General features: G+C 57.0%; 22 protein-coding genes and 1 pseudogene. 13 read left to right on the forward strand and 10 right to left on the reverse strand.

All coding sequences use genetic code 11. The features are described 5' to 3' along the window. Positions 1 to 67: 67 nt before the first annotated feature. From ACZ3HG_RS01450 to ACZ3HG_RS01465, 4 genes and pseudogenes are all read left to right on the forward strand, one after another. Positions 68 to 766: a DUF3592 domain-containing protein gene (locus tag ACZ3HG_RS01450; RefSeq protein ID WP_465331532.1), complete on the forward strand. Its 699-nt coding sequence runs from the start codon at positions 68 to 70 to the stop codon at positions 764 to 766. 198 nt (positions 767 to 964) lie between these two features. After that, positions 965 to 1,132, forward strand: a pseudogene (locus ACZ3HG_RS01455) (type VI secretion system baseplate subunit TssF); the annotation flags it as partial. 100 nt (positions 1,133 to 1,232) lie between these two features. Further along, on the forward strand, positions 1,233 to 1,688 hold the full coding sequence (gene tssE / locus ACZ3HG_RS01460; protein ID WP_191934849.1) for a type VI secretion system baseplate subunit TssE: 456 nt from the start codon (positions 1,233 to 1,235) through the stop codon (positions 1,686 to 1,688). 39 nt (positions 1,689 to 1,727) lie between these two features. Then, positions 1,728 to 3,074, forward strand: a complete 1,347-nt coding sequence (locus ACZ3HG_RS01465) for a VasL domain-containing protein (RefSeq protein WP_465331534.1) — start codon at positions 1,728 to 1,730, stop codon at positions 3,072 to 3,074. 222 nt (positions 3,075 to 3,296) lie between these two features. Here the strand turns inward: ACZ3HG_RS01465 and ACZ3HG_RS01470 are convergent, their stop codons facing one another. Next, positions 3,297 to 4,424, reverse strand: a complete 1,128-nt coding sequence (locus tag ACZ3HG_RS01470) for an MFS transporter (RefSeq protein WP_465332549.1) — start codon at positions 4,422 to 4,424, stop codon at positions 3,297 to 3,299. A 251-nt stretch (positions 4,425 to 4,675) separates the two neighbouring features. Here ACZ3HG_RS01470 and ACZ3HG_RS01475 point away from each other — a divergent pair, with 251 nt between their 5' ends. Both ACZ3HG_RS01475 and ACZ3HG_RS01480 read left to right on the forward strand, forming a co-directional pair. Beyond that, positions 4,676 to 5,296, forward strand: coding sequence for a TetR/AcrR family transcriptional regulator (locus ACZ3HG_RS01475; protein ID WP_465331536.1), 621 nt, complete (start codon positions 4,676 to 4,678; stop codon positions 5,294 to 5,296). 313 nt (positions 5,297 to 5,609) lie between these two features. Further along, on the forward strand, positions 5,610 to 7,919 hold the full coding sequence (locus tag ACZ3HG_RS01480) for an FdhF/YdeP family oxidoreductase (RefSeq protein WP_465331538.1): 2,310 nt from the start codon (positions 5,610 to 5,612) through the stop codon (positions 7,917 to 7,919). Positions 7,920 to 7,968: 49 nt separating this feature from the next. Here ACZ3HG_RS01480 and ACZ3HG_RS01485 read toward each other — a convergent pair whose 3' ends face one another. From ACZ3HG_RS01485 to ychF, 3 genes are all read right to left on the reverse strand, one after another. Next, positions 7,969 to 8,595, reverse strand: a complete 627-nt coding sequence (locus ACZ3HG_RS01485; protein WP_465331540.1) for a hypothetical protein — start codon at positions 8,593 to 8,595, stop codon at positions 7,969 to 7,971. 227 nt (positions 8,596 to 8,822) lie between these two features. After that, complete coding sequence (locus ACZ3HG_RS01490) at positions 8,823 to 9,134, reverse strand: hypothetical protein (protein WP_465331542.1); 312 nt, start codon at positions 9,132 to 9,134, stop codon at positions 8,823 to 8,825. Positions 9,135 to 10,998: 1,864 nt separating this feature from the next. Then, complete coding sequence (gene ychF, locus ACZ3HG_RS01495) at positions 10,999 to 12,090, reverse strand: redox-regulated ATPase YchF (protein ID WP_062743563.1); 1,092 nt, start codon at positions 12,088 to 12,090, stop codon at positions 10,999 to 11,001. 354 nt (positions 12,091 to 12,444) lie between these two features. Between ychF and ACZ3HG_RS01500 the strand changes: the two genes are divergently transcribed. Both ACZ3HG_RS01500 and ACZ3HG_RS01505 read left to right on the forward strand, forming a co-directional pair. Continuing rightward, positions 12,445 to 13,926, forward strand: coding sequence for a SulP family inorganic anion transporter (locus tag ACZ3HG_RS01500; protein WP_191932105.1), 1,482 nt, complete (start codon positions 12,445 to 12,447; stop codon positions 13,924 to 13,926). Between the two features lie 137 nt (positions 13,927 to 14,063). Continuing rightward, positions 14,064 to 14,735 carry an EAL domain-containing protein gene (locus ACZ3HG_RS01505; RefSeq protein WP_191932106.1) on the forward strand — a complete coding sequence of 224 codons (672 nt, stop codon included), beginning with the start codon at positions 14,064 to 14,066 and terminating at the stop codon, positions 14,733 to 14,735. Positions 14,736 to 14,773: 38 nt separating this feature from the next. On the opposite strand, the gene pth is transcribed toward ACZ3HG_RS01505, so the two are convergent. After that, on the reverse strand, positions 14,774 to 15,367 hold the full coding sequence (gene pth / locus ACZ3HG_RS01510; RefSeq protein WP_191935996.1) for an aminoacyl-tRNA hydrolase: 594 nt from the start codon (positions 15,365 to 15,367) through the stop codon (positions 14,774 to 14,776). Between the two features lie 272 nt (positions 15,368 to 15,639). Here pth and ychH point away from each other — a divergent pair, with 272 nt between their 5' ends. Beyond that, positions 15,640 to 15,924 carry a stress-induced protein YchH gene (gene ychH / locus ACZ3HG_RS01515; protein ID WP_191932108.1) on the forward strand — a complete coding sequence of 95 codons (285 nt, stop codon included), beginning with the start codon at positions 15,640 to 15,642 and terminating at the stop codon, positions 15,922 to 15,924. Between the two features lie 44 nt (positions 15,925 to 15,968). Here the strand turns inward: ychH and ACZ3HG_RS01520 are convergent, their stop codons facing one another. Both ACZ3HG_RS01520 and ACZ3HG_RS01525 read right to left on the reverse strand, forming a co-directional pair. Beyond that, entirely contained in the window at positions 15,969 to 17,141 is a 1,173-nt protein-coding gene (locus tag ACZ3HG_RS01520; RefSeq protein ID WP_465331546.1) for a GGDEF domain-containing protein, read from the reverse strand. 89 nt (positions 17,142 to 17,230) lie between these two features. Further along, complete coding sequence (locus tag ACZ3HG_RS01525; RefSeq protein ID WP_465331548.1) at positions 17,231 to 18,697, reverse strand: MFS transporter; 1,467 nt, start codon at positions 18,695 to 18,697, stop codon at positions 17,231 to 17,233. Positions 18,698 to 18,807: 110 nt separating this feature from the next. Between ACZ3HG_RS01525 and ACZ3HG_RS01530 the strand changes: the two genes are divergently transcribed. Next, positions 18,808 to 19,698, forward strand: coding sequence for a LysR substrate-binding domain-containing protein (locus tag ACZ3HG_RS01530; protein ID WP_191933070.1), 891 nt, complete (start codon positions 18,808 to 18,810; stop codon positions 19,696 to 19,698). 78 nt (positions 19,699 to 19,776) lie between these two features. Here the strand turns inward: ACZ3HG_RS01530 and prs are convergent, their stop codons facing one another. The 3 genes from prs to lolB form a co-directional block, all read right to left on the reverse strand. Then, a complete protein-coding gene (gene prs / locus ACZ3HG_RS01535) occupies positions 19,777 to 20,724 on the reverse strand; it encodes a ribose-phosphate diphosphokinase (protein ID WP_085939527.1) in 948 nt (315 codons plus the stop codon). 138 nt (positions 20,725 to 20,862) lie between these two features. Continuing rightward, complete coding sequence (gene ispE, locus ACZ3HG_RS01540) at positions 20,863 to 21,726, reverse strand: 4-(cytidine 5'-diphospho)-2-C-methyl-D-erythritol kinase (RefSeq protein WP_465331551.1); 864 nt, start codon at positions 21,724 to 21,726, stop codon at positions 20,863 to 20,865. Beyond that, on the reverse strand, positions 21,723 to 22,349 hold the full coding sequence (lolB, locus tag ACZ3HG_RS01545; protein WP_191933071.1) for a lipoprotein insertase outer membrane protein LolB: 627 nt from the start codon (positions 22,347 to 22,349) through the stop codon (positions 21,723 to 21,725). The genes ispE and lolB overlap by 4 nt, the downstream gene beginning before the upstream one ends. A gap of 225 nt (positions 22,350 to 22,574) precedes the next feature. Between lolB and hemA the strand changes: the two genes are divergently transcribed. Genes hemA through prmC form a run of 3 tightly spaced genes read left to right on the forward strand, consistent with a single transcriptional unit; the run spans position 22,575 to position 25,788 of the window. Further along, positions 22,575 to 23,831: a glutamyl-tRNA reductase gene (hemA, locus tag ACZ3HG_RS01550; protein WP_465331552.1), complete on the forward strand. Its 1,257-nt coding sequence runs from the start codon at positions 22,575 to 22,577 to the stop codon at positions 23,829 to 23,831. A 38-nt stretch (positions 23,832 to 23,869) separates the two neighbouring features. Further along, positions 23,870 to 24,952 (forward strand): peptide chain release factor 1, encoded by a 1,083-nt coding sequence (prfA, locus tag ACZ3HG_RS01555; RefSeq protein WP_191932113.1) that lies wholly within the window; start codon positions 23,870 to 23,872, stop codon positions 24,950 to 24,952. Continuing rightward, positions 24,952 to 25,788 carry a peptide chain release factor N(5)-glutamine methyltransferase gene (gene prmC / locus ACZ3HG_RS01560; protein ID WP_465331554.1) on the forward strand — a complete coding sequence of 279 codons (837 nt, stop codon included), beginning with the start codon at positions 24,952 to 24,954 and terminating at the stop codon, positions 25,786 to 25,788. The genes prfA and prmC overlap by 1 nt, the downstream gene beginning before the upstream one ends. Positions 25,789 to 25,792 lie beyond the last annotated feature (4 nt).

The following is a 25,792-nucleotide window of genomic DNA, read 5'->3' on the forward strand; positions in this document are numbered from 1 at the left end:
AAATAAGAACAGCTCATTCAACTGTACGTGCTATTGTTGAATTTTTAAAAAAATAAAAGAGAACAACATGAGTAAAATGAAACTGATCTTTCGCATTATGCTGCTGCTGGGACTTATTTTGGCGGGGGTCAGTGGTTACCTTGCTTTTGACGCTTATCAGTTTCAGGCAAACGCTATCCATACTCAGGGGAAAGTGACCGACCTGCGCTTTAGCCGCAGCGACAACGCTTCATCAGGCAAGTGGTATACGGAAGTGACCTTTGTTGATAATAAAGGGAAAACTAACGTATTTGAATCCTCGTCCAACAGCAATTCTTATCGCAACGCATTTAGTGATGGCATAGATATCCTCTATCTCAGCGATCGTCCTGAAACCGCTAAAGTTGACGATAAGGCCCGGCTGTACCTTCCTTCAATGGTGTTTGGCGGTGTATCCGCTGTTATTTTGTTTATAAGCTTTATCGGCATCAGAGTGACAGGCAGAGGCAGTCGTTATGCCAAACTGGTTCATAACGGACGTCCCGTTGACGCTGAAATCGTTGGTGTGGCACTGAATGAGGCGATCCAGTTTAACGGCCGTTCTCCGTGGATAATTGTTTGCCAGTGGCTTGACCCGTTGAGTAATACTGTATACGTGTTCAATAGTGATAACTTTTATTACGATCCGTCATCGTATATCAAGGAAGATAAAATAAGAGTTTATATTGATCACGGAAATTTTAAGAAATATTACGTCGATACCTCTTCATTTCCCAAAAAAGCGTAAGGAATATGCAGGGCGGCTGGCGCGGGCGATGATTCTCTCAGAGATGGATGTTATCCGGTGACATCCTCGCGTCGCAGAAAGCCAGTCATGCTTTGCAACAGCGGCCTGCTGGCCCATCAGGCTGCTGTGCGAACGGCAAGAGAGATTAAAAATCTGACCCCAGGTCAACAGAATGAGATCAGCAAGGACGGTTTACCAATGGACGATTTAAGCCTGCGCTATTTCGACGCTGAAATGCGCTACCTGCGTGATGCGGCAAAAGAATTTGCCCGCGCGCACCCCGACCGGGCGGCGATGCTGGACCTGGATAAAGCCGGAACTCCGGATCCGTTCGTCGAAAGGCTGTTTGAGGGCTTTGCCTTCTCAACGGTCTGGTACTGCGTCGCGACGTCCCAGGCCCGGACAAAGCCCGCCAGATTGAGCTGAACCAGCAGACAATCACGCTGCAACCACTTAAGGATAAGTAATGCCCCATTCCCATAACGCCCCCTCGCTGTATGAAATTCTCTACGGTAACTTCAGCGGCGGGCTGGAGCTGCATAACGTCAGCGAGGAAAACCAGGTGATCCTCTCGGTGCTGGACAATATGCAGCGCATCCTCAACTGCCGCGCGGGTTCCCTCGCGCATCTGCCCGACTACGGCCTGCCGGATATGACGAAAATTCTGCAGGGGATGCCCGGCACCGCGCATCAGCTGATGACCACGCTGTCGTCGGTGCTGCTGCGTTTTGAGCCACGGCTGAAAAGCATCAGTGTCGTGATGCTGGAACAGACCGTGCCGGGTGAGCTGAGCTATGCCATCGATGCTGAACTGAACGGCATCGGGCTGGTGCGCTACGGCACCGGATTTATGCCCGAGGGCAAAGTCCTCATCCGCCATATGAAACAGCAGCAGTACCTGGACCCGCGCGCTGCTCTTTAGCAGACGCCGCTTTTTTCCGATGACAATCTGAAGCCGCTTATGACACTTTTATCTGAACGTTACCTGAAGACCGGCGGCGATCCGCGTACGCTGCCGGACTATGCCGCACTGCGCGATGAACTGGGCAAACTGACGCATCCGGCACGACCGGACGTGAACTGGCATCTTGTTGAAAAACTCAGCCTTACTCTGTTTGAACAAAACGGCGTGGAGCTGCAAACCGCCGCCTGGTACACGCTGGCCCGCACTCAGCTGGGCGGGCTGGCGGGGCTGAACGAGGGCGTGTCGATCCTTGAGGCGCTAATCAGCCACCAGTGGGGCAGCCTGTGGCCCCGGCAGGCCCATGCCCGGGTCGAGATCCTCAGTGGACTTAGCCGTCGCCTGCAGCAGATGATGCGCACGCTGCCGCTCAGCTACAGCGACCTCAGCCAGCTTTATCACGCAGAGCAGCAGCTTGGCCGTCTTAACGCCAGCCTGCAGCGCCTGGAGTTAAAGCATCTGAGCCAGTTTGACGCGCTGGCCACGCTGATGCACACCAGCGCGGTACGGCTGGAAAACAGCGATACGCCTGCGGTGACTCCTTCAGCAGCAGTGTTACCGGCTGCAGTGCCGCCCGTGACGGGGGGGGGCCGGGTGGGCGGAGCGCAATGGGTGTATGTGGCGCAGTCTCAGCCCGCCCCGGAGGGGGGAACGGCGGTGCCCGCGAAGGCAAGCCGCTGGAAACCGTTTGTCGCCGGGGTGGTGGTTACGCTGGTGGTCGGCAGCGCCGCCCGGTGGGCCTGGCTTACCCTGCACCGTCCGGATGCGCTGTTAACCCAGCTTTACGCCTCACTGTCGCCGCCGGCATCGCCGCTGTCAGAAGAGCAGCTAAACCGTCTGCAGATGAAGACTATGCCGCCGGACAACCTTATGCCACGTACGCAGCAACAGCTGACGCGCCTCAGCGGGCTTGCGCCGGACTGGGCGCTTGATTATGGACAGCGTCTGGTGCATCAGGCAAAGGCGCTAAGCCCGCCGAATGCCACCACGGAAAAAATGGCTGCCGCGTGGCAACAGCAGGTCGGGGCAGGGGCGTTACCGCCAGAGGCGATGTCGGGCTGGCAGCAGGGGATGGCGCAGCTGCAGCAACTGACCGCCAGGCTCAACGCCCTCGACGGACAGCGCGGAAAATATATCACGGTCAGCGAACTGAAGTCGGTGATGTATGACGCCACGCAGGCGTTTAACCGTTCGCTTCCGGCTGAAGAACGATTGCGTCTGTATGCGGCACGTCCGTCAGAAACAGAACGGCGGCAGGCGGAAATGGCGCTGGATCAGTTACAGAAGCGGTATTTTTTGCTAAAGCACGCGGCTGAGTCGCCGGGTGCAACGGAGGGAATGCCCTAGCATCAGGCCTCCCTGCTGCCGCCGGTCGTCTGAAAGTGTTCCCCGTTCTCCTCACGGTAAGAGAGCGGGAATGTCGTTTTGTCAGCGGGGAATAAAAGAGCCGGACGGGGCGCGGTTTTCAGCAGGCCACCTCCGGTATGCCTGTTAATACGGAGGCTGGCTGCGTCAACAGCAAAGACGTTCTGACCGCAGCAGGTCGGCAAGGGCGGGAGTCTTACCGATTCAGGTCCCGTTTCTTGCACCGGGCCTGAAAGCCTGTTTTTTACCGAAATAAGCAATAACAAACGCGACAGACATCAAGGCCAGGATCGCCCAGGGAAATGACACCGCACCCGCCTGATTAAGAAGCAGGCCGCCGGCAACGCCGCCGCTGGCGATAGCCAGATTCCATGCGGTGGTCACCATCGCCTGAACGACATCGACATGTCTGTCGGCCGCATCGGCCGCTGCCGTCTGCATCTGGGTTGACGCGCCGCCAAATGATCCTCCCCACACGATAACCGCCAGAAATACCACGAACGGCTCCCGCATACCCACAGCCAGCACCAGAGCTACCGCAGCCATCGCCGCAAGGCTGAACAGCACAAGAGGGCGCAAGTGGCGATCAACCAGCGTTCCGGTTATTCCGATGCCAACAAGGGCCGCAAGCCCGAAGACCAGCAGGATGAGTCCGACGAGTGCGGTCAGCCCCGACAGTGCCAGGAACGGTCCGATAAACGTATAAATAATATTGTGAGCCGTCATCCAGAGAAAGATCACCGCCAGAATCTGACGGACGCCAGGTAGCAGAAAGACCTGCCACACGGGCAGGCGGCGCTCAGCAGGCTGCCCGGGCAGGTCAGGAACCGCAACCAGTGTCCAGATAAACAAAATCACTGCCAGTGCGGCCATCAGCCCAAACGGTACTCTCCATCCCATCATGCCGCCCAGCCACGCTCCCGCCGGCGTTCCCAGCGACAGGGCAACCGGTATGCCTACCATAGCAATGGCCAGCGCACGGCCCTGTAAATCAGCAGGCACAAGGCGGCGCGCATAACCGGCCAGGATCCCCCATGCCAGTCCGGCAGCCACGCCGGACATAAACCGTGCCGTCAGCGTCAGCCAGTAGCTGGTTGAAACGGTGGTAATGGTATTGAAAATCAGGAAGGTACCGACAGCCAGCAACAGGACTTTTTTACGCCGCCATCCACGGGTAAGCACCGTCAGCGGGATCGCCGCCAGCAGTGAACCCAGTGCGTAGAGACTCACCAGCTGGCCCGCCATCACCTGTGACACGCCAAGCCCCTCGCCAATTTCCGGCAGCAGGCCCGCCGGGAGGGTTTCAGTCAGGATGGCAATAAAGCCCGTCATGGCAAATGCCAGCAAGGCGGCCAGAGGCAGCTGCTGCTGCGATGGGGTTTCACGTAAGTTTGTCTCTGCGTGCACGGTGAGTCCTTATTGAGGTGACTAATAAATAGCGGAAACAGTTCAGACAGTGCGTTTCTGTCATGACATATATACTGAATGGTATATATGTCAGACGCTATAGGTCAGCCCGAAGGTTGTCAAGCATATCTGTATCGATTAGTATTTATGTGTCACTGGCATAATCAGGAACCAATATGGCGCAGATGGGACGACCACGTTCATTCGACCGGGACGAGGCAATTCGTCAGGCAATGTACCTTTTCTGGCAGCATGGCTTCGAGTCCACCTCGCTTGCCCTGCTCAAGGCGAACCTTGGCAACGGCATCACCGCACCCAGCTTTTACGCGGCGTTTGGCTCTAAAGAGGCGCTGTTTGAAGAGGTTATTGAATGCTATATGTCGACCTTTGGCCAGGTTAACGACTGCCTGTGGGACGACACGCTCGGCCCGCGTGAGGCCGCGGAACGTGCGCTGCGTCGTTCAGCAAAAATGCAGACAGAACCGGGGCACCCCAGCGGCTGCCTTATCGCCTTATCCGTTAACGCCTGTTCGCCCGGGAATGAGCACATCCGCCAGCTGCTGACAGCCCGACGCGCACGCACAAGAGAGGGATTTCTGCGCTGTGTGATGAGAGCAAAAGAGGCGGGTGAACTGGCTGCGACCACTGACGCACGGGCGCTGGCCACCTTTCTGCACAGTTTTGAAACCGGACTCTCAACAGAAGCGCGCGACGGGACTCCGGGCGAAGAGCTTGATGCTGCGGTATCGTCTGCCATGAAAGCCTGGGATGCAGCAGCGCTGCTTACTGTTAATTAACTGAATCTGAGGTGAACAGCGGCCCGTTTTGGCACAGGGCAGCGGCAGCCCTGAGAATCGCCCCCTTCGACGGATGCACAGACCTTCCCCACATCACCGGCTTCAACGCCCGGACAACCCGCCGCGCTTTCCAGCGTCTAACCCTCAAGCAAAAGAAAGAAAAACGTAACCAGTTGCTAACCGGAGGCGGCCATCGGTTTTTTTTTGCTACTTTTAACTGACACAATCAACATCAGAATAAGCCTTACTCAGGCCACCACCCCCGCAGGCGTGGCAGCGCTGTTGATTCCTTTTATGTGAGCCCGGAGTCGTCATGAGCAAAAAAACACACCGTACCGTGCCAGGCGTGCATCCCTACGATGGCCCGGCAGGCGGCTGGGGAGCCCTGAAAGCGACGGCCATTGCCGTAAAAAATCAGATGGATACCCTGAAAGCGCCGTCCACGCTGATGCGCACCAATCAGCCTGACGGTTTTGACTGCCCCGGCTGCGCATGGCCGGATAAGGATCATCAATCCACCTTCCAGTTCTGTGAAAATGGCGCTAAAGCCGTGACGTGGGAAGCCACCACTAAACGCGTTACGCCCGCATTTTTAGCCGACAATACCGTGACATCGCTGCTGGCACGGACAGACTTTGAGCTGGAAGGGTACGGCAGATTGACCACGCCGCTGCGCTATAACCGCGACTCAGATACCTTTAACGCGCTCAGCTGGGATGAGGCCTTCACGATTATCGCTGAAAAACTGGCGGCGCTGCAGCCGGACGAGGTGGAGTTTTACACCTCCGGAAGGGCGTCAAATGAGGCGGCTTATCTGTTTCAGCTGTTTGCCCGCGAGTACGGCACAAACAATTTCCCGGACTGCTCAAACATGTGCCATGAAGCCACCAGCGTTGGCCTGCCTCAGTCGATTGGTATCGGCAAGGGCACGGTTTCCCTGGATGACTTCGACAGCGCAGAGTTGATCCTCTCCTTTGGACACAATCCGGGGACCAATCATCCGCGCATGATGGGGACGCTGCACGAGCTGGCACGCCGTGGCGTCCCCATCATCGTCTTCAACCCGATGCGTGAACGCGCGCTGGAGCGCTTTGCCGATCCGCAGAATGTCATGGAGATGGCCACCAACAGCTCAACCGATATCGCCTCCACGTACTATCTGGTTCGCGCCGGAGGTGATTCGGCCGCGCTGAAGGGCATTGCCAAAGCGGTACTGGCGATTGAGGCCGCGACCGGCACGGCGCTGGACCATGCCTTTATCCGCGAACACACCGACGGTTTTGCGCAGTTTGCGGCCGACATCGACGCCACGTCCTGGGATTCGGTGGAGCTTGAGTCGGGCCTGACGCAGGCGCAGCTTAGTCAGGTGGCCCAGGCTTACGTGAAGTCGAATGCCACCATCCTGACCTACGGTATGGGCATCACTCAGCACAACCGTGGCACCGACAACGTGCGTCTGCTGGTTAATCTGCTGCTGTTACGCGGCAACATGGGCAAGCCCGGCGCCGGGGTTTGTCCACTGCGTGGTCATTCCAACGTGCAGGGTAACCGCACGGTGGGGATCACGGAGAAGCCGTCTGCTGATTTTCTCAGTAAGCTTGAGAAAGTGTTCGGGTTTACGCCCCCGTCGCATCACGGTCACGATGCGGTGCAGGCGATGAAGGCCATCGTGGATCGGCGGTCGAAAGCGCTAATTTGCCTCGGCGGCAATTTTGCTGTGGCGCTGCCCGATTCCGGAGTGAGCTTTCCGGCGATGCGTGAGCTTGAACTCAGCGTCCACATCGGCACCAAGCTGAACCGCACGCACCTTTTGACCGGGAAAGAAACGTTGCTGCTGCCCTGTCTCGGGCGCACCGAACTTGATGAGCAGGACGGCACCCGCCAGTCCGTCACCGTCGAAGACTCCATGTCTATGGTGCATGCGTCTTCTGGCAAGCTGAAGCCAGCCTCGCCGCTGCTGCGGTCGGAACCGGCCATTGTCGCCGGGATGGCTAAAGCGGCGCTGCCGGGCACGAAAGTGGCATGGGATGCGCTGATTGCCGATTACAGTCTTATCCGCGATCTGATTGAAAAAACCATTCCCGGCTTTGAGGATTACAACGCCCGTATACGGGAACCCGGTGGCTTCCAGATGCCGCTGCCGCCCCGGGATCGCATCTGGCCGACCCCGAGCGGTAAAGCGATGTTTTCGGTTTATCAGGGCACCCATGAGGACCTGTCCGTGCCGGGTGACAACGTCCTGCGTCTCATCACGCTGCGCAGCCACGACCAGTACAATACGACCATCTATGCCCTGGACGATCGCTATCGCGGGGTGTTTGGCCGCCGTGATGTGCTGTTTATGTGCGACGATGATCTTGAGCGTCTGGGGCTGGAACACGGCGATGTGGTAGACCTGGAGTCAGCAGTGAAGGGCTACAGCATGCGGCTGGAAGGCATGACGGTGATCCGCTATGCCATCGCCAGGGGATCGATCGGGGCCTATTACCCCGAAGCGAACGTTCTGATCCCTCTTGATTACATCGACAGGGAAAGCGGCACGCCGTCTTACAAATCGGCTCCGGTACGCATCACGCTGCGGTCACGTGACATCACCACCCCACTGGCCCCCGCGTCTGCCTGAACCGAGCCTGACGCGGGCAGGTGTCCCTCTTCATGCCGCGTAAGCGGCATTAACACCGCTGAGGGGGATCAATACCTAAAAGCGCAAAATCAAAAGCTTTGTTTTTGATGATTTTCTTATTGGTTCTCAACTTTTCTTTTATACCATCGTGATATAAGGAGGGGTTGCTACTGAGAGCACAGTGAATAAACGCAGCCGGATAAGCATAGTCTCTCGGGGAATACAGTACGTCCTCAATCGTTCGTTCTGAAGGCAGGATGCACCCGACAACTAAAGGGATATAGTACTCCTCAAGGACGCGCCGGATGTGCTCAGACACCTCACTGGCTTGTTCAGGGCGGGGCACAGCGATCGCCCCGTAAATATCGGGACTGAACTTTTTATCCTGCCGTCCTGAAGTGGTAAATGAAAAGCAGGCATTACTGCCCAGGTTGCTTTTATAAGGCATTTCAATTTTGGACAGGCTGTCAAACAGGGGGCCACCAAAGACATGCCCGAGCAGGACAAAGGCGTGCGCCTTGACCAGGTACTGCAAAGACAGCTCCGCCACCAGCTTTTTTTCATAGCGAAATTTCAGGCCCCGCTTAACGGCGGTGACGGCCAGCGCGTGACACCCGATACGTTTGAGCTCGTTTTGCAGCTCCTCTTCAAAATAAATCCGATGTTCCCTGCTCATGACTCACCCCTGTATCAAACCTGTACCTGCACTGTTTACCCCCCGCTGCTGCAACCGAATCGTGCATGACAATCCGCCCGATTTCAATAACCTTTATCGGAGCCTGTCCGGTTGCCATCCCCGGCGCCGTTAAAGGTCAGCGGCTACTCAGGCAGGGGGATCTCCTGCGGTGAAACCGACCCCGGTCCGGCAGGTTGCCTGGCCGAAGAGAGGCCCGCCGGTCCGTCTCAGGCCCCGTCGAATAACGCACCGGCCTTATCCTGAAGCGCGATGCCGATATTCTCATATCGCTCAAGCTCATCCTGATCATAAAAATCATCGGCAACACTGAACCCTACAAAGATATCGACAAAAGCCAGTGCCAGTTTCTTCGGGATCCTATCCTGTCTTATGTTATGACCAATCAGGACATCAATAGCCAAAAACAGCTCGCTGACTTCCGCCGCCGCTACCCCTTTTCTGGCGCGAATTTTTAGCGGGATGGCGTTTTCCCCCATCAGCCGTGCATAAACCCCCTCAACCGCGCGCTCCGCACCCATAATCCCCTCCCTGACACCGTTCATCTGGTTTCATCTCATTGTGCATCACGCGATGATTCCTCGCCCGCTCCGTTTTTCAAAGTTTAAGGCACCGCTGTCCCATTTGGAAAATATGCTCTGAGCAGACTGTTCGAATTTTCATTTAATTAATGCTGCCATGGGAATGGGGGCAAGAAAAAAGACCCGTATATGGCCATTGATGATAAATTAAATGTAGTCGACCGCATACAAACCGATAAAGTTAACCCCGCCAGCAAGGCGTTGAGCGAAGAACATAATACCTCGCTCTGGCAGGCACACCTGATTTTCGACACATCTTTCAGTTAGTTTTACCCATACAGGGTGCAGTTCAATAAGGTAATGTCTAACAGCTGTTAACAGGCAGTTTTTAATCCGGTTGAGATGAAATGGTTTTTTTAAATCACGGTGAATTGATATTGTAAATCGCGAAAAAATAAAAAACAGGATTTTAATCTATATGCAACATGTTTTTAGATGTATATCTCAATTGTCAGTAAGTGGTGTTAACATTGCCTCCGTGAAATGACAGGTTTATTTAATAAAATATTTAATGTCATATGTCATTTAATAATGTGGGTCCTCCCCGAAAACAGGCGTTTCTAACCTTATAGAGAGCGCGTTCTCTATAATAAAATAAATATATTTCCTGTATTAAAAGGAGGCTTCCGTTGCAATGGAATCTGTGGGCAGAGGGGATGTTAAGAAGGCTGACCTGATGACTTACGCTGCGCCCGCCCTTTTTCAGCCATTTGGTAGATATATGAAAGCACTAATCGCATCCCTGGTTATATCCGTTATCTGTATATCCGTTACCCCGTGTGCGGCCGACCTTGTACAATTCCCCTCCCGCTTCTCAGGGGGGGGGATCTCCTGGTCTGGCAGTGACCCTGCGGTGCTGGTCGACATCCCGTCTTCGCAGCTTGACTACCGGATCCCGGCCAGACCCGACTTCGTGTATCGCGATATCTTTGTTGTGGGTGTCAGTGCCTCCGGTATGCGCTCTGAACCACACTTCTTAGGAGGCAGACAGTCCGGGGCCACTAATGGCCAAACTTTACGCTCTTTCGCCATGACGTTAACCCCACGGGATTACAATTTCTACCTTAATGCCGTACCCGTCTGCGCGACTGTACAAATCCGCGAACAACCGGGTGGCAATACTAGTTTTATTCGCCTCATCTGGGAGTCATCATGTATACCGATCGACTCGTCAGTACCAACATCTTGCACCATAACGCAACCCGTAATACTGAACCATGGCGTGGTCACCGCTGGCGACCCCCCGGGCCTGGCGTCCGCAAATCTGAATATCAATTGTAACGCTGCTGCGACGGGCCGCCTCTCTCTGGCATCGGCCAACGACCGTATTTCCCTTGGGGGAGGATACGCGAGCATAAAAACCTCCACGGGTCCGCTCAACACGCGTCTCTCTTTATCCAAAGGTAACAATACTGTCGTCCTCAGGTCGGAACTCTCTGGGGTCGGTGCTGGCTCCTGGTCTGGCAGTGGAGCTCTTAGCTTAAATCTCGATTGACGCGATATACCACCTGGTCCGGTAAACCGTGCCTCACCTGTGAGCCCCGGTTCATCAGGTTTGATGTGTGCAGGGATCAGCAAACGCCCGGGGACAGGTCAGATAAGACCGTTATCTGCTCTGAGAGTGGCCAAAGCCAGCCTCAGAACAGATGAAATGGTGCGGCGGGCTTCAGCAGCAACGCGGGGCGCGTTTAGCGGTTGCCTGAAGAAGGGTGTGAAAATGAAAAACCCACGCCGTGGCGTGGGTTTGATCGTCACTGTCTGCCTTGATGAGGGGCTTTTTCACCCCATCAGTCAGAAGAACGGGTCAGACGTTAAACAGGAAGTTCATCACGTCGCCATCTTTGACCACGTAGTCTTTCCCTTCTGAACGCATTTTACCGGCTTCTTTCGCACCCTGTTCACCCTTGTAGGTGATGAAGTCATCAAAGGCGATGGTCTGAGCACGGATAAAGCCTTTTTCGAAGTCGGTGTGGATTTTACCGGCGGCCTGCGGGGCGGTAGCGCCGACCGGGATCGTCCATGCACGGACTTCTTTCACGCCTGCGGTAAAGTAAGTCTGCAGGTTCAGCAGGGCGTAACCGGCGCGGATCACGCGGTTCAGGCCCGGTTCTTCAATGCCCAGTTCCGCCATAAACTCTTCGCGGTCGCCATCTTCCAGCTCGGCAATATCAGACTCCACCGCCGCGCAGACCGGCACCACCACTGAGCCTTCTTTCTCGGCAATCGCGCGCACGATGTCCAGGTACGGGTTATTTTCAAAACCGTCTTCGTTCACGTTGGCGATATACATGGTAGGCTTCAGGGTCAGGAAGCTCAGGTAGCGGATAGCGGCTTTATCGTCATCACTCAGATCCAGCGCACGCAGCATCCCGGCTTTTTCCAGGTGCGGCAGACACTTCTCCAGGGCAACTTGTTCCGCTTTCGCATCTTTGTCGCCGCCTTTGGCTTTCTTCTGCACGCGCTGCAGGGCACGTTCACAGGTATCCAGGTCGGACAGTGCCAGTTCGGTATTGATGGTGTCAATATCATCAGCCGGGTCGACTTTATTATTCACATGAATAATATTATCGTTCTCGAAGCAGCGCACCACGTGGCCAATGGCTTCAGTTTCACGGATGTTGGTCAGGAACTGGTTACCCAGGCCTTCGCCTTTAGACGCGCCTTTCACCAGGCCGGCGATATCGACGAATTCCATGGTGGTGGGCAGAATGCGCTGCGGTTTAACAATTTCCGCCAGCTGATCGAGACGGGAGTCAGGCATGGGCACCACGCCAGTATTCGGCTCAATGGTACAGAACGGGAAGTTAGCTGCTTCGATGCCCGCTTTGGTTAACGCATTGAACAGGGTGGATTTCCCGACGTTTGGCAGGCCCACAATACCGCATTTGAATCCCATGTTTGAATCACCTTAATTTCTTGATAATCAACGCACTAATATGTGCCCTGATAGTGTCACAGACGGTTGTCTAAAAAGTTTCCGCGCATTATACACGTAATTTTAGCCTGGCGGCGGTTGATTTCCGGAAGCGGGGTGAAGTTATTCCTTGAGATCGTGCTCACATTTTCCCATACTGACGTGTCTTTACAGAAACCGGAGAACCCTGCAGATGCATCGCTTCCTGCTTACGCCACCTTAAGTCCTTCCCTCCAGCGCAACGCCTGTTGCCGCCACTCGTCACTCTGACGAGCCAGCTGTGCCCGTACTCTGTGGCGCAGAAAGTCGATCACATGAAAAAATTATGGAATGACCATGTTTAACCTGAGCAACTTCAGGGCGAGTCACGTTAAAAACGACGTGCTGGCCGGTGCCGTGGTGTCTGTCGCGCTGATCCCGGAAGCGACCGCCTTCTCTCTGCTGGCCGGGCTGTCGCCGACCATCGGTTTACATACCGCCTTTATCCTCGGGCTGGTGACGGCCTTCTTCGGCGGTAAACCCGGCATGATCTCCGGGGCGGCCGGGTCGATCATCGTGGTACTGATCAGTCTGATAACCCAGCATGGCTATGAGTACGTGCTGCTGGCGACCATCCTGGCCGGGCTGATCCAGCTGTCCATCGGCGTACTGCGCCTCGGTAAGTTTATCCGGCTGGTGCCACAGCCAGCGATCTACGGTTTTGTTAACGGGCTGGCGATTGTCATCATGCTGGCGCAGTTCCCGATGATTAAGGGGCAGGGGCCGGTAATGTATGCGCTGGTGGCTCTGGCGATGCTGATAGTCTGGTGGTTCCCTAAGCTGACAAAAGCCATTCCGGGGTCGCTGGCCGCGCTAATTGCCGTCAGTGCGCTGGCCATAGGCCTGGGGCTGGATACGAAACGCGTGGGTGACCTGGCTGATATCGCCGGGACACTGCCGCAGTTCCATCTGCCTACGGCCCCCCTGACCTGGGAAACCCTGAAAATTGTGCTGCCTTACGCCGTGGTGATTGCACTGGTAGGCCTGATTGAGTCCCTTCTGACCCTCGCGGTACTCGATGAAATGGGCAGCAAGAAAGGCTCAGGTAACCAGGAGTGTGTGGCGCAGGGCATCGGCAACACCATTTGCGGATTCTTCGGCAGCTTCGCAGGGTGTGCGATGATCGGTCAGTCGATTATCAACTTTACCTCCGGCGGGCGCGGGCGCATCTCTAATCTGGTCGGGGCGCTGCTGCTGATCCTGTTTGTGATCAGCCTGTCGGACTATATTGCACTGCTGCCGGTAGCCGCGCTGGCCGGGATCATGTTTGTGGTGTGCATTAATACCTTTGAATGGAGCTCCCTGCGCCGCCTGAAGCGTATGCCAAAAGCCGATGCGGTGATCATGGTGGCGGTGACGCTGGTGACCATCTTTACCGATCTGGCGATGGCGGTGATCTGCGGGGTGATTATCTCGGCGCTGGTCTTCGCATGGCAGCATGCCCGCATTACCATCCTGGCGCAGTCAGAGCAGGAAGGGCAGAAGACCTATCAGCTGGAAGGGCCGCTGTTCTTTGGCTCCACCGCCAGCTTCCAGGAGCTGTTCCACCCGGAACTGGACCCGGAGAGCGTGGTAATTGATTTTGCCCGTACCCGCGTGATGGACTCCAGCGGCGTCGAAGCCATTGATAAACTGACGTTGCGCTATCTTGAAGCGGGGAAAACCCTGCGCCTGCGCCATCTGAGTGAGGATTGCATCAGCCTGTTACAGCAGGCCGGACCGTTCTGCAGCCACGAACTTGACGACCCTGATTATAAAGTTGCCAGCAACGATGCCTGAACCATAAAGCTACTGCCGGTCCTGCCGATAACTTAAAAATCGTCGTCTTACGACGGCGAAGGCAGAGTTAACTTCTATAGTTTATCTGTACGGCGATTTTATTCACTGGCAGGACGCCCGTTAACTGGCCCGGCAGCATGAAAAACGATTTCCTTTGTATTCCAGTCCATACGCTCAGTGGCGAATTAATCGCCATTGACCTCAGCTATCGGCCGCAGGCGGGGAGCCCGAACGGGCCGCCGGTAACCTCGCTGTCTCCCCAGAATCGGCTGCTCAATCAGCTGCTGATTGTCGAGGAGCACGGCGACTATTTTCGCCAACAGGGGCTGATGTGCAGCGTCGCTATCGATTTTCAGCTGGCCCGGGCGGTGACGGAGTCGTCATTTATTCAGCAGATCCTCAGCCAGCTGCCTTTCGTACGGCTGAAGCTGTCCGAAGACTTTCCTAACCTGCACGACGGAATGAACAATCCGCTGCTGCGGACCCTGATTGAACAGCTCAATATTTTGTGGCTGGATGACCTGGGGGCGGGGGATGCGAATCTGAACGCGCTGCAGTCCAACATGTTTGAAGCCGTGAAGCTCGACCGCCAGTTCTATCTGGAAAACGTCGATAAGCCGTTCTTTACCGTGCTGATTAATCACATCCGGGAATACACTAACCGGGTGATTGTCGGGGGCGTGGCGGGGGACGGGCAGCTGGATTTACTGCGTAAAAGCAAGGTCTGGGGGATAGAGGGCTATTTCAGCCCCTCTCTGACGCTGGAGTGCCTGGAAAGCCAGGATCACCGCCGTTGTGAACACCACTGATCGCGGGCCGGGCCCGCAGCGGCGCTGTCGGTGACCGGCTAAGGCAGGGCGGCTTTGAAACTGTGCAGGCGATTCATCGCCTTCAGGCGATCTTCTTTTAGCCACACTTCGGTACAGCGTGCCGCTTCATCAATCGCGTTATCAATCAGCGTCTGTTCTGCCGCCTGGGGTTTACCCAGCACAAAACCCACCACTTTATTTCGATCGCCGGGATGGCCGATGCCAATGCGCAGACGATGGAACTCCTGGCTGTTACCCAGCTTGCTGATAATATCTTTCAGTCCGTTATGACCGCCGTGGCCGCCACCCAGCTTAAATTTCGCCACGCCGGGGTTGAGATCCAGCTCGTCATGAGCCACGAGGATTTCTTCCGGGGCGATGCGGTAAAAGGTCGCCATGGCGGCGACGGCTTTACCGCTCAGGTTCATAAAGGTGGTGGGTACCAGCAGGCGCACATCCTCACCGCCCACGTTTAAACGCGCGGTGTAGCCGTAAAATTTGCTCTCTTCTTTTAATGACTGATTATGACGTTCAGCCAGCAGGTCAACATACCAGGCACCGGCGTTATGGCGTGTGGCGGCGTATTCAGCGCCGGGGTTGGCAAGGCCAACAATCAGTTTGATGCTGCTCACGAGTGGATTTTCCTGAAGCGTGCGGGGTGAAAACAGCTAGTTTACTGAAGCGGCCGCGATAACTCAAAGATCTGCCACTGTTGTGATGAAAATCACAATAATACAGTAGCGTGATAATACGTTTTCTATATAAAAACAGCCGTTTAGACGTAAAGTTTTGTCAAAGTATTAGCGATAAATGTGATCGCTCACTCATCAGCACCGCTAAAGTTTGCCTAGACTGTCTGCATCTGGCAACGGAGTTGCCTTTCTATACTGACTGGAGGTGCGCAATGAAACGTAGACATTCACATATGATGGGCAATGCCCTGATGGTATTCGGTCTGGTGGTGATGATTGGCGGTGTCGGTTACTCGGTGCTTAATCAGATGCCGCAGCTCAACTTGCCGCAGTTTATGGTTCATGGTGCCATCTTTAGCATCTTTATTGGCGCGCTGCTGTGGCTGGTCGGGGCCAGAATCAGCGGTCGGGAAAAAATTGCTGACCGTTACTACTGGATACGTCACTGCGGTGACAAACGCTGTCGTCACGGCGGCGGCCATCAGCCTCACCGTTGATTCCCTCTGTGCCAGTCTCCATCAGACCGGGGACTGGTAGCCTCTTATCCAGCCAGAAAACGTCCCTCCAGACCGCTTAAAGTCTCACCAAACGTTTTCACCTGATTCCTTCCTGCTGCCTTCGCCTGATACAGTGCCTCGTCGGCTGCCGTCATCAGATTTTCAATGTTCTCACGTTCCGGGCTGCAGCTAGCCACCCCAATGCTGACGCTGTATCGGACGTTCTCCGGGCAGGAGTGCTCCACCGCCTGGCGAATGCGCTCCGCCACCTGCACGCACTCTTCTTCGGAACACATCACCACGGCGGCAAACTCTTCGCCCCCCAGGCGGGCAAAATAGCTGTCAGGCGGCAGCTGTCCGGCCACTTGACGACAGAAGTCCGTCAGTACCCGGTCGCCCTGTGAGTGACCGAACCGGTCGTTGATGGTTTTAAAATGATCAAGGTCGAACAGCATCACTGCCAGCGGCTGCTGGCTGCAGCGCCCGCTGGTGGCCAGCTGGCGCGTTTTTTCGAACAGGGCACGGCGGTTCCACACGCCGGTCAGAGGGTCAAGCAGCGAAGCCTGGCGATAGACAATCTGCGTACGCTCATTGACCATCGCCATCATTGTAAAGCTCAGGCCAATCACCACCAGAATAGACTCCAGAATCACATAGACCGAGAAGGTCGAACCGCCGATCGCGCCGTGCAGCGGGCTGGGGATACCGCCGTCCAGCAGCGCCCGCGTCACGTTAAATGTCAGATGAATGCCCAGCAGCAGCTGCGCAGGCCACCAGGTGACCGGCAGCAAAGACCGCGCACGTTGTAGCTCATGAATCATCGCTGAGGTGAAGAGCATGCACAGCAGGGCGCTTAACAGGATGCGCGACGACAGGGAATAATAGAAGCCCGGAAGCAGGCACAGCCCGGCCCACAGCGTCAGACTCATGATCCACAGCCAGCTGAAGCGTGCGCCACGCAGCGCCCGGAACGCATTCAGCTGAAGTCCGTAAGCGCAAAGGATCAGCAGATTACCCACCACGATGGGCAGAAACATCATGCCGGAGCTGCGCAGGCTGCTCAGGCCGACCGCCACAATACTTAACAGCAGCGAGAGGCAGTTAAACCCCAGAACCCGGTTGTACTGCGCTCCGCGCCAGGCGAAGACCATGATAATGCCGAGAAAAGCCAGCACATACAGTTCGCAGACAAACAGCGTGTAGACGTCAAGACGCATTCTAGGATTATTCCTGGGTGAGCAATGACAGCAAAATATCACTAAAAAATACTCACCAACAGGGGGCGCTGAAGCGTTCCAGTAAAAAATTAATCATTACCAGAAAGCTCTGGACGTGCAGGCAACAGGCAGCGCCAGATTGCTACAGCACACAGCAGGGTGAGGGCCATCAGCACCCACAGCAGCTGCTGAAAAGCCTGCTCGGCCAGCGGCAGAAGCGACAGCCCGGAAAGATGGTAACTGGCCAGCAGGCGCGCGCTTTCCGGCGATCCGCCCCGCGCGGCCAGCTGATGTATGAGCAGCTGGCTGAACAGCATACTGACGCTGGCCAGCGCCACGCCTTCGCCTGCCACCCGCACCGTGCTGAAAATCCCGGTCGCCATCCCGGCGCGCTCTGGCGGGACTACGCTGACCGACAGATTATCCATCAGCCCCCAGGGCAGACCGCTGCCGATCCCGGTGAGCAGCATGGCCAGCAGCGTCAGCGGCAGCGAACTGTGCGGGGTGACCAGGGAGAGCAGGCCAATGCCGGCAGCGGCCATAACCAGCCCCGCGCAGCAGAGGGTGCCGGGCGGGATGCGCCGGGACAGAATGACGGCCAGTGACGGCATGACCAGCATCGGCAGGGAGAGGGGCAGCATCAGCAGGCCCGTGGTCAGTGCATCAACGCCGTAATACCCCATAAAGCGCAGCGGCAGCAGCACCAGCAGGACAACAAAACAGTAGCAGGTGGCCACCGGTAGCAGCTGGATCCCGACAAAACGACCATAGCGAAACAGGCTGAGATCCAGCATGGGTCGGGCGCTGCGGCGTTCAATACCGATAAACAGCAGGCCTGCGGCCAGGGAGGCAAACAGTAACGTGGGGGCCAGCGACTCGCGGCTGTCGTCAGCCAGCTGCAACATCCCCCAGGTAAACAGCGTCAGCGTGGCGCTGAAGGTAATAATACCGGGCCAGTCCGGTGCAGCGGCAGCGGGGTCCCGCGACTCTGGCAGGGCACGGAGGCCGGTAACGAGAGCCAGCACGCCGAACAGGGCGCAGCAGAGGAAGACGCTGTGCCAGCCCGCCAGCGCCATCAGGCTACCCGCGATCACTGGCCCGGCGGCCAGGCCCGTGCCAAAGCTGGTGCCCAGCAGGCTGAAGGCCCGTGCCCGTTCTTCGCCGTCAAACGCACTGGCCAGCGCCGCAGCACCGCCGGCCAGTGCCGCCGCTGCGGCGGCCCCCTGCAGCGCTCTTATCACGTCCAGCCAGACGAGCGAGGGCACCCAGCTGCTCATCAGCGACAGCAGCGTAAAGAAGCTGACGCCGCTGATAAACAGCCGCTTGCGGCCGTAGCGGTCGGCCAGGCTGCCTGCCGCCATCAGCAGGCTGCCAAAGCTGAGCAGGAAGGCATTGGTGATCCAGCTGAGTGCCAGAGGCGATGCCCCCGGCTGCAGGGCCATAGCCGGGGTGGCAATGACCCCGGCCGAAAAGCTCAGGGGCAGCATCAGCGCGGCACTGCATACCGCCAGCAGACTCAGGCGGCCACGTGGTGACGACAGTGTCAGGTAACTCATCTTGCATACTCCACTTTATTCAGACAGGTAAGCAGGATAAATTGGCAGTATCCGTCGATAAACAGGCCAGATGGCCGCAGATAAAGGACAAAAAGTCTCTGATGAGCAGTGTGGAGAGTCTGAGTGGTCTGAATGCGTTTGTGAAAGCCGCGCAGCTGGGCAGCTTTGTGGCAGCCGCCGAACGGCTGGGCGTGTCGCCGTCGGCGATTGGCAAAAGCGTCGCCCGGCTGGAGGCCGGTCTCGGCGTCAGCCTGTTTAACCGCAGCACGCGCAGCCTGAGTCTGACTGAGGAGGGACAGCTGTTTTTTGAGCGCAGCCAGCGCATTGTGGCCGAACTGGAAGAGGCGGAGCAGGAGCTGTCGAAGCTGATGGCCGCACCCCGTGGCCGGCTGCGTCTCAGCTTGCCGGCGACAGGCTATCACCTGCTGCTGCCGCTGCTGCCCGGCTTTACCCGGCAGTATCCCGAAATCGAGCTGGATCTTGATTTTAATGACCGGCTGGTCGACGTGATCGGCGAGGGTTATGACGCAGTGCTGCGCAGCGGGGACTTTGCTGATTCCCGGCTGAAGGCGCGCAGGATGGGCGGATTTCGTTTTCGCGTTGTCGGGTCGCCCGGCTATTTACGTCAGCGCGGCACCCCGCGCGTTCCCGCCGATCTCGCGCAGCACACCTGCCTGCTGTATCGCTTTTCCGGCAATGGTCAGATCCAGCCGTGGCAGTTTGACGGTGGCAAAGGGCAGCCGCAGACGCCGTCCGGGCCGCTGGTTTTCAATAATCTGGAAGCGAAAATTTCTGCTGCCCGGCGCGGGCTGGGGCTGATTTACGTGCCGGATTTTGCCATTGCAGACGCCCTGCAGCGTGGCGAACTGTGCAGCGTGCTGGACGACTCTATCCGGGCGGGAGGGCAGTTTTCACTGCTGTGGCCGGGAAATCGCCATCTTTTACCCAAGCTGCGGGTGCTGATCGATTACCTGGCAGAGCATATTGCACTGAGTCAATAAAAAGGGGACAGGCGTGAGCCTGTCCCCTTTTATGCAGCCTGACCTGACGGGCCAGAGGCCAGCCCGGTCACGCCGTGATTAGTGCTCAAACATCGCAGAAATCGATTCTTCGTTACTGATACGACGGATCGCTTCAGCCAGCATGCCTGACAGGGTCAGGGTACGCACGTTTGGCAGCGCTTTAATCTCTTCCGGCAGCGGGATGGTATCGCAGACCACGACTTCATCAATTACTGAGTTACGCAGATTTTCAACTGCGTTACCTGAGAAGATCGGGTGAGTCGCATAGGCGAACACGCGTTTAGCGCCACGCTCTTTCAGCGCTTCCGCTGCTTTGCACAGGGTGCCACCGGTATCGATCATATCGTCAACCAGCACACAGTCACGGCCGGCAACATCACCGATGATATGCATCACCTGAGATACGTTGGCACGCGGACGGCGCTTATCGATAATGGCCATATCGGTGTCGTTCAGCAGTTTCGCGATAGCGCGGGCACGAACCACGCCGCCGATGTCCGGGGAAACCACAATCGGGTTCACCAGGCCAATCTGCAGCATATCTTCAAGCAGGATCGGGCTACCAAATACGTTATCAACCGGGACATCAAAGAAGCCCTGAATCTGTTCTGCGTGGAGATCCACGGTCAGAACGCGGTCAACACCGACGCTGGACAGGAAGTCAGCAACGACCTTCGCGGTGATAGGCACACGGGCAGAGCGCACGCGGCGGTCCTGACGTGCATAGCCAAAGTAAGGAATAACGGCAGTGATACGACCCGCAGAGGCACGGCGCAGGGCGTCAACCATCACAACCAGTTCCATCAGGTTGTCATTGGTGGGGGCACAGGTGGACTGGATGATGAAAATATCACCACCGCGTACATTTTCGTTAATTTGTACGCTCACTTCACCATCGCTGAAACGACCGACGGCGGCGTCGCCCAGGCTGGTGTAAAGGCGGTTGGCAATACGTTGTGCTAGTTCGGGGGTGGCGTTACCAGCAAAAAGCTTCATATCAGGCACGAGAGGAACCTCAGGCTTTGCGTCCAGAGAATGAAATATCGTTAGCGGCACTGGGCGGAATACCGCTTACGGTTTCATACGGGTGTGTGTCATATAGAGCAGCTGTGCAGCGTCCGGAACAGGAGTGACACTGTCACATCAACTCATTTGCCCAGAAAGTCTGCGGTGCAGCGGCGAGATATTAACACCTCGCGCAACAAACCCCTGCAGATTTTTCGGGGCCAGCTCAAGCACCTGGCGTGCGGCGTACTCGGTGTCGAATTCAGCAAACACGCAAGCACCCGTTCCAGTCAGGCGCGACGGCGCGTATTCTAGCAGCCAGGAAACAAGCTGTTCAACCTCGCGAAAACGATTTCTTACTACTGCCTCACAATCATTGCGGAAATTGCTCGCTAATAACGCGCTGATTTCGCGTTTCGGCGTATTTCTGCTCAGGTCGGGATCGTTAAACACCAGCGGGGTGGCGACGCTGACGCCCGGGTGCATCACCAGATACCACTTTTCCGCCGGGGAAACGGGGGTGAGCTGTTCGCCAACGCCTTCGGCAAAGGCGGAAAAACCCTGCACAAAAACCGGGACGTCCGCACCCAGCTGCAGGCCAAAGTCTGCCAGCTGTTGAAAACTGAAGCCGGTTTGCCACAGGTGGTTGAGCGCTACCAGCACCGTGGCCGCATTGGAGGAACCCCCGCCGAGGCCACCGCCCATGGGTAAGCGCTTCTCAACGGCCAGCGTGGCTCCCGCCGTTACCGGCAGCACACCCTGCGCCCGGGCCTGGGTGCGCAGCAGTTCTGCCGCCCGCACAATCAGGTTCTGCGCATCGGGCACGCCGTCGACCGGGGTCAGCAGCTGTAGTTCGCCACTGTCATTGGCTTCAATCGTCAGCGTATCGCCGTAGTCCAGAAACTGAAACAGGGTCTGCAGGTCGTGATAGCCGTCAGGGCGACGGCCGGTGATGTAGAGAAAAAGGTTCAGCTTTGCCGGGGCAGGCCAGGTTGTGATCATTTTACGGTCCAGCTGTCCATCTTCAGTTTGATGCGCTGGTCGCCTTCGCGCAGTTCAAGATTTGACGGCAGCTGCGGCGTTTGCTGGCTGTCGTAGCCCTGATAGGTCACTTTCCACTGTTTACCGTCCTGGCTGTAGTTCACTTCACGCAGGCGGTACTGGTCATCCAGGGTGTAATCCTTCGCATCGCCCGGCAGGCCGAGGATCCACTGACGCAGGTTATCCAGTGGAATGCTCATGCCGGTGAGCTGAGAGATCATCTTCGCCGCGTCGTTGCTGACATAACGTTTGCCTTTGTTATCGACAATCTGTGCCACCTGACCCTGCTGATCGAGCTGCAGCTCGGTGCTGCCCAGCGGATTGGTCAGCAGCAGGCGGTAGCGGTCTGGGGCAGTCTGCTGCCAGTTAAAACGGGCGTAAACTTTCTGCCGGTCAGAGAGGTAGGCAAAGGCACCGCGGGTCTGATACTGCGTGATTTTTTCCACGGCCTGCTGGTGTTCACGCCACTGGGGTGATGTCGGGCTCTGCCCGGGTTTCTGTGCAGATTCCGGCGTGACACAGCCAGCCAGTACCACGGCAGCAAGGGGAAGAAGCCGCAGCAGGCGGCGATTCGGCATTAACAACATCAGGTCAGCTCCTCAGACTCAGTTCGGCATACATGCCGTCATCAACCGACCACGCTAACCAGCTAAAACGGCCGCGTCAATGTGCAAATTGTCTCATTTGATCGACAAGAGGTATATCTTGTTACAGGGATAGGCCAACCATGACTTTAATTGATCCCGCGCATCTTGTAGAATGCGCCACACAAAACCCTATCAACTGTGGGATAACCCCAACCTGGTACCATGACGTTACTGGCTCTCGGCATCAATCATAAAACGGCACCTGTGGCGCTGCGTGAACGTGTTACGTTCTCGCCAGACACGCTGGAACAGGCGCTGGAAAGCCTGCTGGCACAGCCGCTGGTACAGGGCGGCGTTGTGCTGTCTACCTGTAACCGAACCGAGCTGTATCTGAGCGTCGGGGAGCAGGAAAACCTGCAAGAGCAACTGGTGACCTGGCTGTGTGATTACCACAAGCTGAGTGTTGATGAAGTGCGCAAAAGCCTTTACTGGCACCATGATAACGACGCGGTCAGCCATCTGATGCGCGTTGCCAGCGGGCTGGACTCGCTGGTGCTGGGTGAACCGCAAATTCTCGGTCAGGTGAAAAAAGCCTTTGCCGATTCCCAGCGCGGCCACTCGCTTTCCAGCGAGCTGGAGCGCATGTTCCAGAAGTCCTTCTCCGTAGCCAAACGCGTGCGAACCGAAACCGAGATCGGTGCCAGCGCCGTGTCAGTGGCTTTTGCCGCCTGTACGCTGGCGCGGCAGATTTTTGAATCTCTCTCGACGGTGAACGTCCTGCTCGTCGGGGCAGGGGAAACCATCGAGCTGGCCGCCCGGCATCTGCATCAGCACAAAGTGAAGAAGTTGATGATTGCTAACCGCACCCGGGAACGTGCCCAGGCGCTGGCAGATGAAGTTGGGGCCGAAGTGATCAGTCTACCGGAGATCGACGCCCGTCTGGCTGAAGCCGACATTATTATCAGTTCAACCGCCAGCCCGCTGCCGATTATCGGCAAAGGGATGGTGGAGCGTGCGCTGAAGCAGCGTCGCAACCAGCCCATGCTGCTGGTCGATATTGCCGTACCGCGTGACGTCGAGCCGGAAGTGGGCAAACTGCCTAACGCCTACCTCTACAGCGTGGACGATCTGCAGGCGATTATTGAAAGCAACATGGCCCAGCGCCAGGCCGCCGCCGTGCAGGCTGAAACCATCGTGGTGCAGGAAAGCAGCGAATTTATGTCCTGGCTGCGGGCGCAGAGCGCCGTTGAAACCATCCGCGATTACCGCTCACAGGCGGAACAGGTGCGGGCAGAACTGGAAGCGCGCGCTATTGCCGCTCTCCAGCAGGGCGGTAATGCCGAAGAGGTGTTGCGTGACCTGGCCCATAAGCTGACCAACCGTCTGATCCACGCCCCAACCAAATCTCTTCAGCAGGCCGCCCGTGATGGTGATGGCGAACGCCTGCAAATTTTACGCGACAGCCTCGGGCTGGAATAGCGTTTCAAGCCTCTTTTTTACAAGGTAAAATAATACGAATGAAGCCTTCTATTGTTGCCAAACTGGAAGCCTTGCAGGAGCGCCACGAGGAAGTGGAGGCCATGCTGGGTGATGCCGGCGTGATTGCCGATCAGGATCGTTTTCGTGCGCTCTCCCGTGAATATGCCCAGCTAACCGACGTCAGTCAGTGTTTCCGTCAGTGGCAGCAAACCCAGGAAGATATTGAGACCGCTGAAATGATGCTCGATGACCTGGAAATGCGCGAGATGGCTCAGGAAGAGCTGAAAGAAGCACGTACGGCCAGTGAAGCCCTTGAGCAGCAGTTACAGGTGCTGTTACTGCCGAAAGATCCTGACGATGAGCGTAACTGCTATCTGGAAATTCGCGCTGGAACCGGCGGTGACGAAGCGGCGATCTTTGCCGGAGACCTGTTCCGCATGTACAGCCGTTACGCCGAATCACGCCGCTGGCGGGTGGAGGTGATGAGCGCCAATGAAGGTGAACACGGCGGCTATAAAGAAGTGATTGCGAAAGTGATCGGCGAAGGCGCTTACGGCCGGCTGAAGTTCGAGTCCGGTGGTCACCGCGTGCAGCGCGTCCCGGAAACCGAGTCTCAGGGACGCATTCACACCTCGGCCTGCACCGTCGCCGTGCTGCCGGAAGTCCCGGAAGCCGAACTGCCGGAAATTAACCCGTCCGATCTGAAAATTGATACCTTCCGTTCGTCCGGAGCGGGGGGGCAGCACGTTAACACCACCGATTCCGCCATCCGTATTACCCACCTGCCGACCGGCATTGTGGTGGAATGTCAGGACGAACGTTCCCAGCATAAAAACAAAGCAAAAGCACTCGGCGTACTGGGATCGCGTATTCGAGCCGCAGAGATGGCGCGCCGTCAGGAGCAGGAGTCGTCTACGCGCCGCAACCTGCTGGGCAGCGGCGATCGTTCAGATCGTAACCGCACCTATAACTTCCCGCAGGGACGTGTGACCGATCACCGTATCAATCTGACTATCTACCGTCTCGACGAGGCGATGGAAGGGAAGCTGGATGCGCTGATTGAGCCAATCGTGCAGGAATATCAGGCCGATCAGCTGGCCGCCCTCGCCGGGAACGAGTAGTGCAGATCCGCGCATGGCGGCGTCAGGCCATCGCTCAACTACCTGACAGCGACAGTCCGAAGCGGGATGCTGAGATCCTGCTGGGGAAAGTGACCGGTCGATCCCGTGCCTGGCTGATTGCCTTTGACGATGCGCTGCTGACGGCAGAGCAACAGGTACAGCTGGATGCGCTGCTTGCCCGCCGGGCAGCGGGCGAACCAGTGGCGTACCTGACCGGAGAACGTGAGTTCTGGTCCCTGTCGCTGACGGTGTCGCCCGATACGCTGATCCCGCGCCCGGACAGCGAAATGCTGGTGGAACAGGCGCTGGCGCGGTTGCCCGTCGCGGGCTGTCAGATCCTGGACCTGGGCACCGGTACCGGGGCGATAGCGCTGGCGCTGGCCAGCGAACGTCGTGACTGTCAGATTACCGGCGTGGATCGCATTCCTGCGGCCGTCGCGCTGGCACAGCATAACGCCCACCAACTGGCGCTACCCAACGCGACCTTCCTGCAAAGTCACTGGTTTTCTGCGCTGGCCGACCAGCAGTATGCCGTCATCGTCAGTAATCCGCCGTACATTGATGCCGCCGATGACCATCTGGCGCAGGGCGACGTGCGTTTCGAACCCGCCAGTGCGCTGGTCGCAGACGATCACGGCCTGGCCGATATTAAAATGATTGCTGCACAGGCAGGCTCATACCTGAGTCAGAACGGCTGGCTGCTGCTGGAACACGGCTGGCAGCAGGGTGAGCAGGTGCGGGACATACTGCGTGAGCACCATTTTCACGCCGTGGAAACCTGTCAGGATTATGGCGGCAATGACCGTGTGACACTCGGACAACATCAAGGTAAATAAGGAA

Source organism: Erwinia sp. PME.40.26/001, assembly GCF_055556675.1.

Excerpts from the sequence above, each read along its gene's own strand:
- ACZ3HG_RS01450 (WP_465331532.1), top strand. The coding sequence starts at position 68 with ATGAGTAAAATGAAACTGATCTTTCGCATTATGCTGCTGCTGGGACTT.
- tssE (WP_191934849.1), top strand. The coding sequence starts at position 1,233 with ATGCCCCATTCCCATAACGCCCCCTCGCTGTATGAAATTCTCTACGGT.
- ACZ3HG_RS01465 (WP_465331534.1), top strand. The coding sequence starts at position 1,728 with ATGACACTTTTATCTGAACGTTACCTGAAGACCGGCGGCGATCCGCGT.
- ACZ3HG_RS01470 (WP_465332549.1), bottom strand. The coding sequence starts at position 4,424 with ATGACGGGCTTTATTGCCATCCTGACTGAAACCCTCCCGGCGGGCCTG.
- ACZ3HG_RS01475 (WP_465331536.1), top strand. The coding sequence starts at position 4,676 with ATGGCGCAGATGGGACGACCACGTTCATTCGACCGGGACGAGGCAATT.
- ACZ3HG_RS01480 (WP_465331538.1), top strand. The coding sequence starts at position 5,610 with ATGAGCAAAAAAACACACCGTACCGTGCCAGGCGTGCATCCCTACGAT.
- ACZ3HG_RS01485 (WP_465331540.1), bottom strand. The coding sequence starts at position 8,595 with ATGAGCAGGGAACATCGGATTTATTTTGAAGAGGAGCTGCAAAACGAG.
- ACZ3HG_RS01490 (WP_465331542.1), bottom strand. The coding sequence starts at position 9,134 with ATGGGTGCGGAGCGCGCGGTTGAGGGGGTTTATGCACGGCTGATGGGG.
- ychF (WP_062743563.1), bottom strand. The coding sequence starts at position 12,090 with ATGGGATTCAAATGCGGTATTGTGGGCCTGCCAAACGTCGGGAAATCC.
- ACZ3HG_RS01500 (WP_191932105.1), top strand. The coding sequence starts at position 12,445 with ATGTTTAACCTGAGCAACTTCAGGGCGAGTCACGTTAAAAACGACGTG.
- ACZ3HG_RS01505 (WP_191932106.1), top strand. The coding sequence starts at position 14,064 with ATGAAAAACGATTTCCTTTGTATTCCAGTCCATACGCTCAGTGGCGAA.
- ychH (WP_191932108.1), top strand. The coding sequence starts at position 15,640 with ATGAAACGTAGACATTCACATATGATGGGCAATGCCCTGATGGTATTC.
- ACZ3HG_RS01520 (WP_465331546.1), bottom strand. The coding sequence starts at position 17,141 with ATGCGTCTTGACGTCTACACGCTGTTTGTCTGCGAACTGTATGTGCTG.
- ACZ3HG_RS01525 (WP_465331548.1), bottom strand. The coding sequence starts at position 18,697 with ATGAGTTACCTGACACTGTCGTCACCACGTGGCCGCCTGAGTCTGCTG.
- ispE (WP_465331551.1), bottom strand. The coding sequence starts at position 21,726 with ATGATCACAACCTGGCCTGCCCCGGCAAAGCTGAACCTTTTTCTCTAC.
- hemA (WP_465331552.1), top strand. The coding sequence starts at position 22,575 with ATGACGTTACTGGCTCTCGGCATCAATCATAAAACGGCACCTGTGGCG.
- prfA (WP_191932113.1), top strand. The coding sequence starts at position 23,870 with ATGAAGCCTTCTATTGTTGCCAAACTGGAAGCCTTGCAGGAGCGCCAC.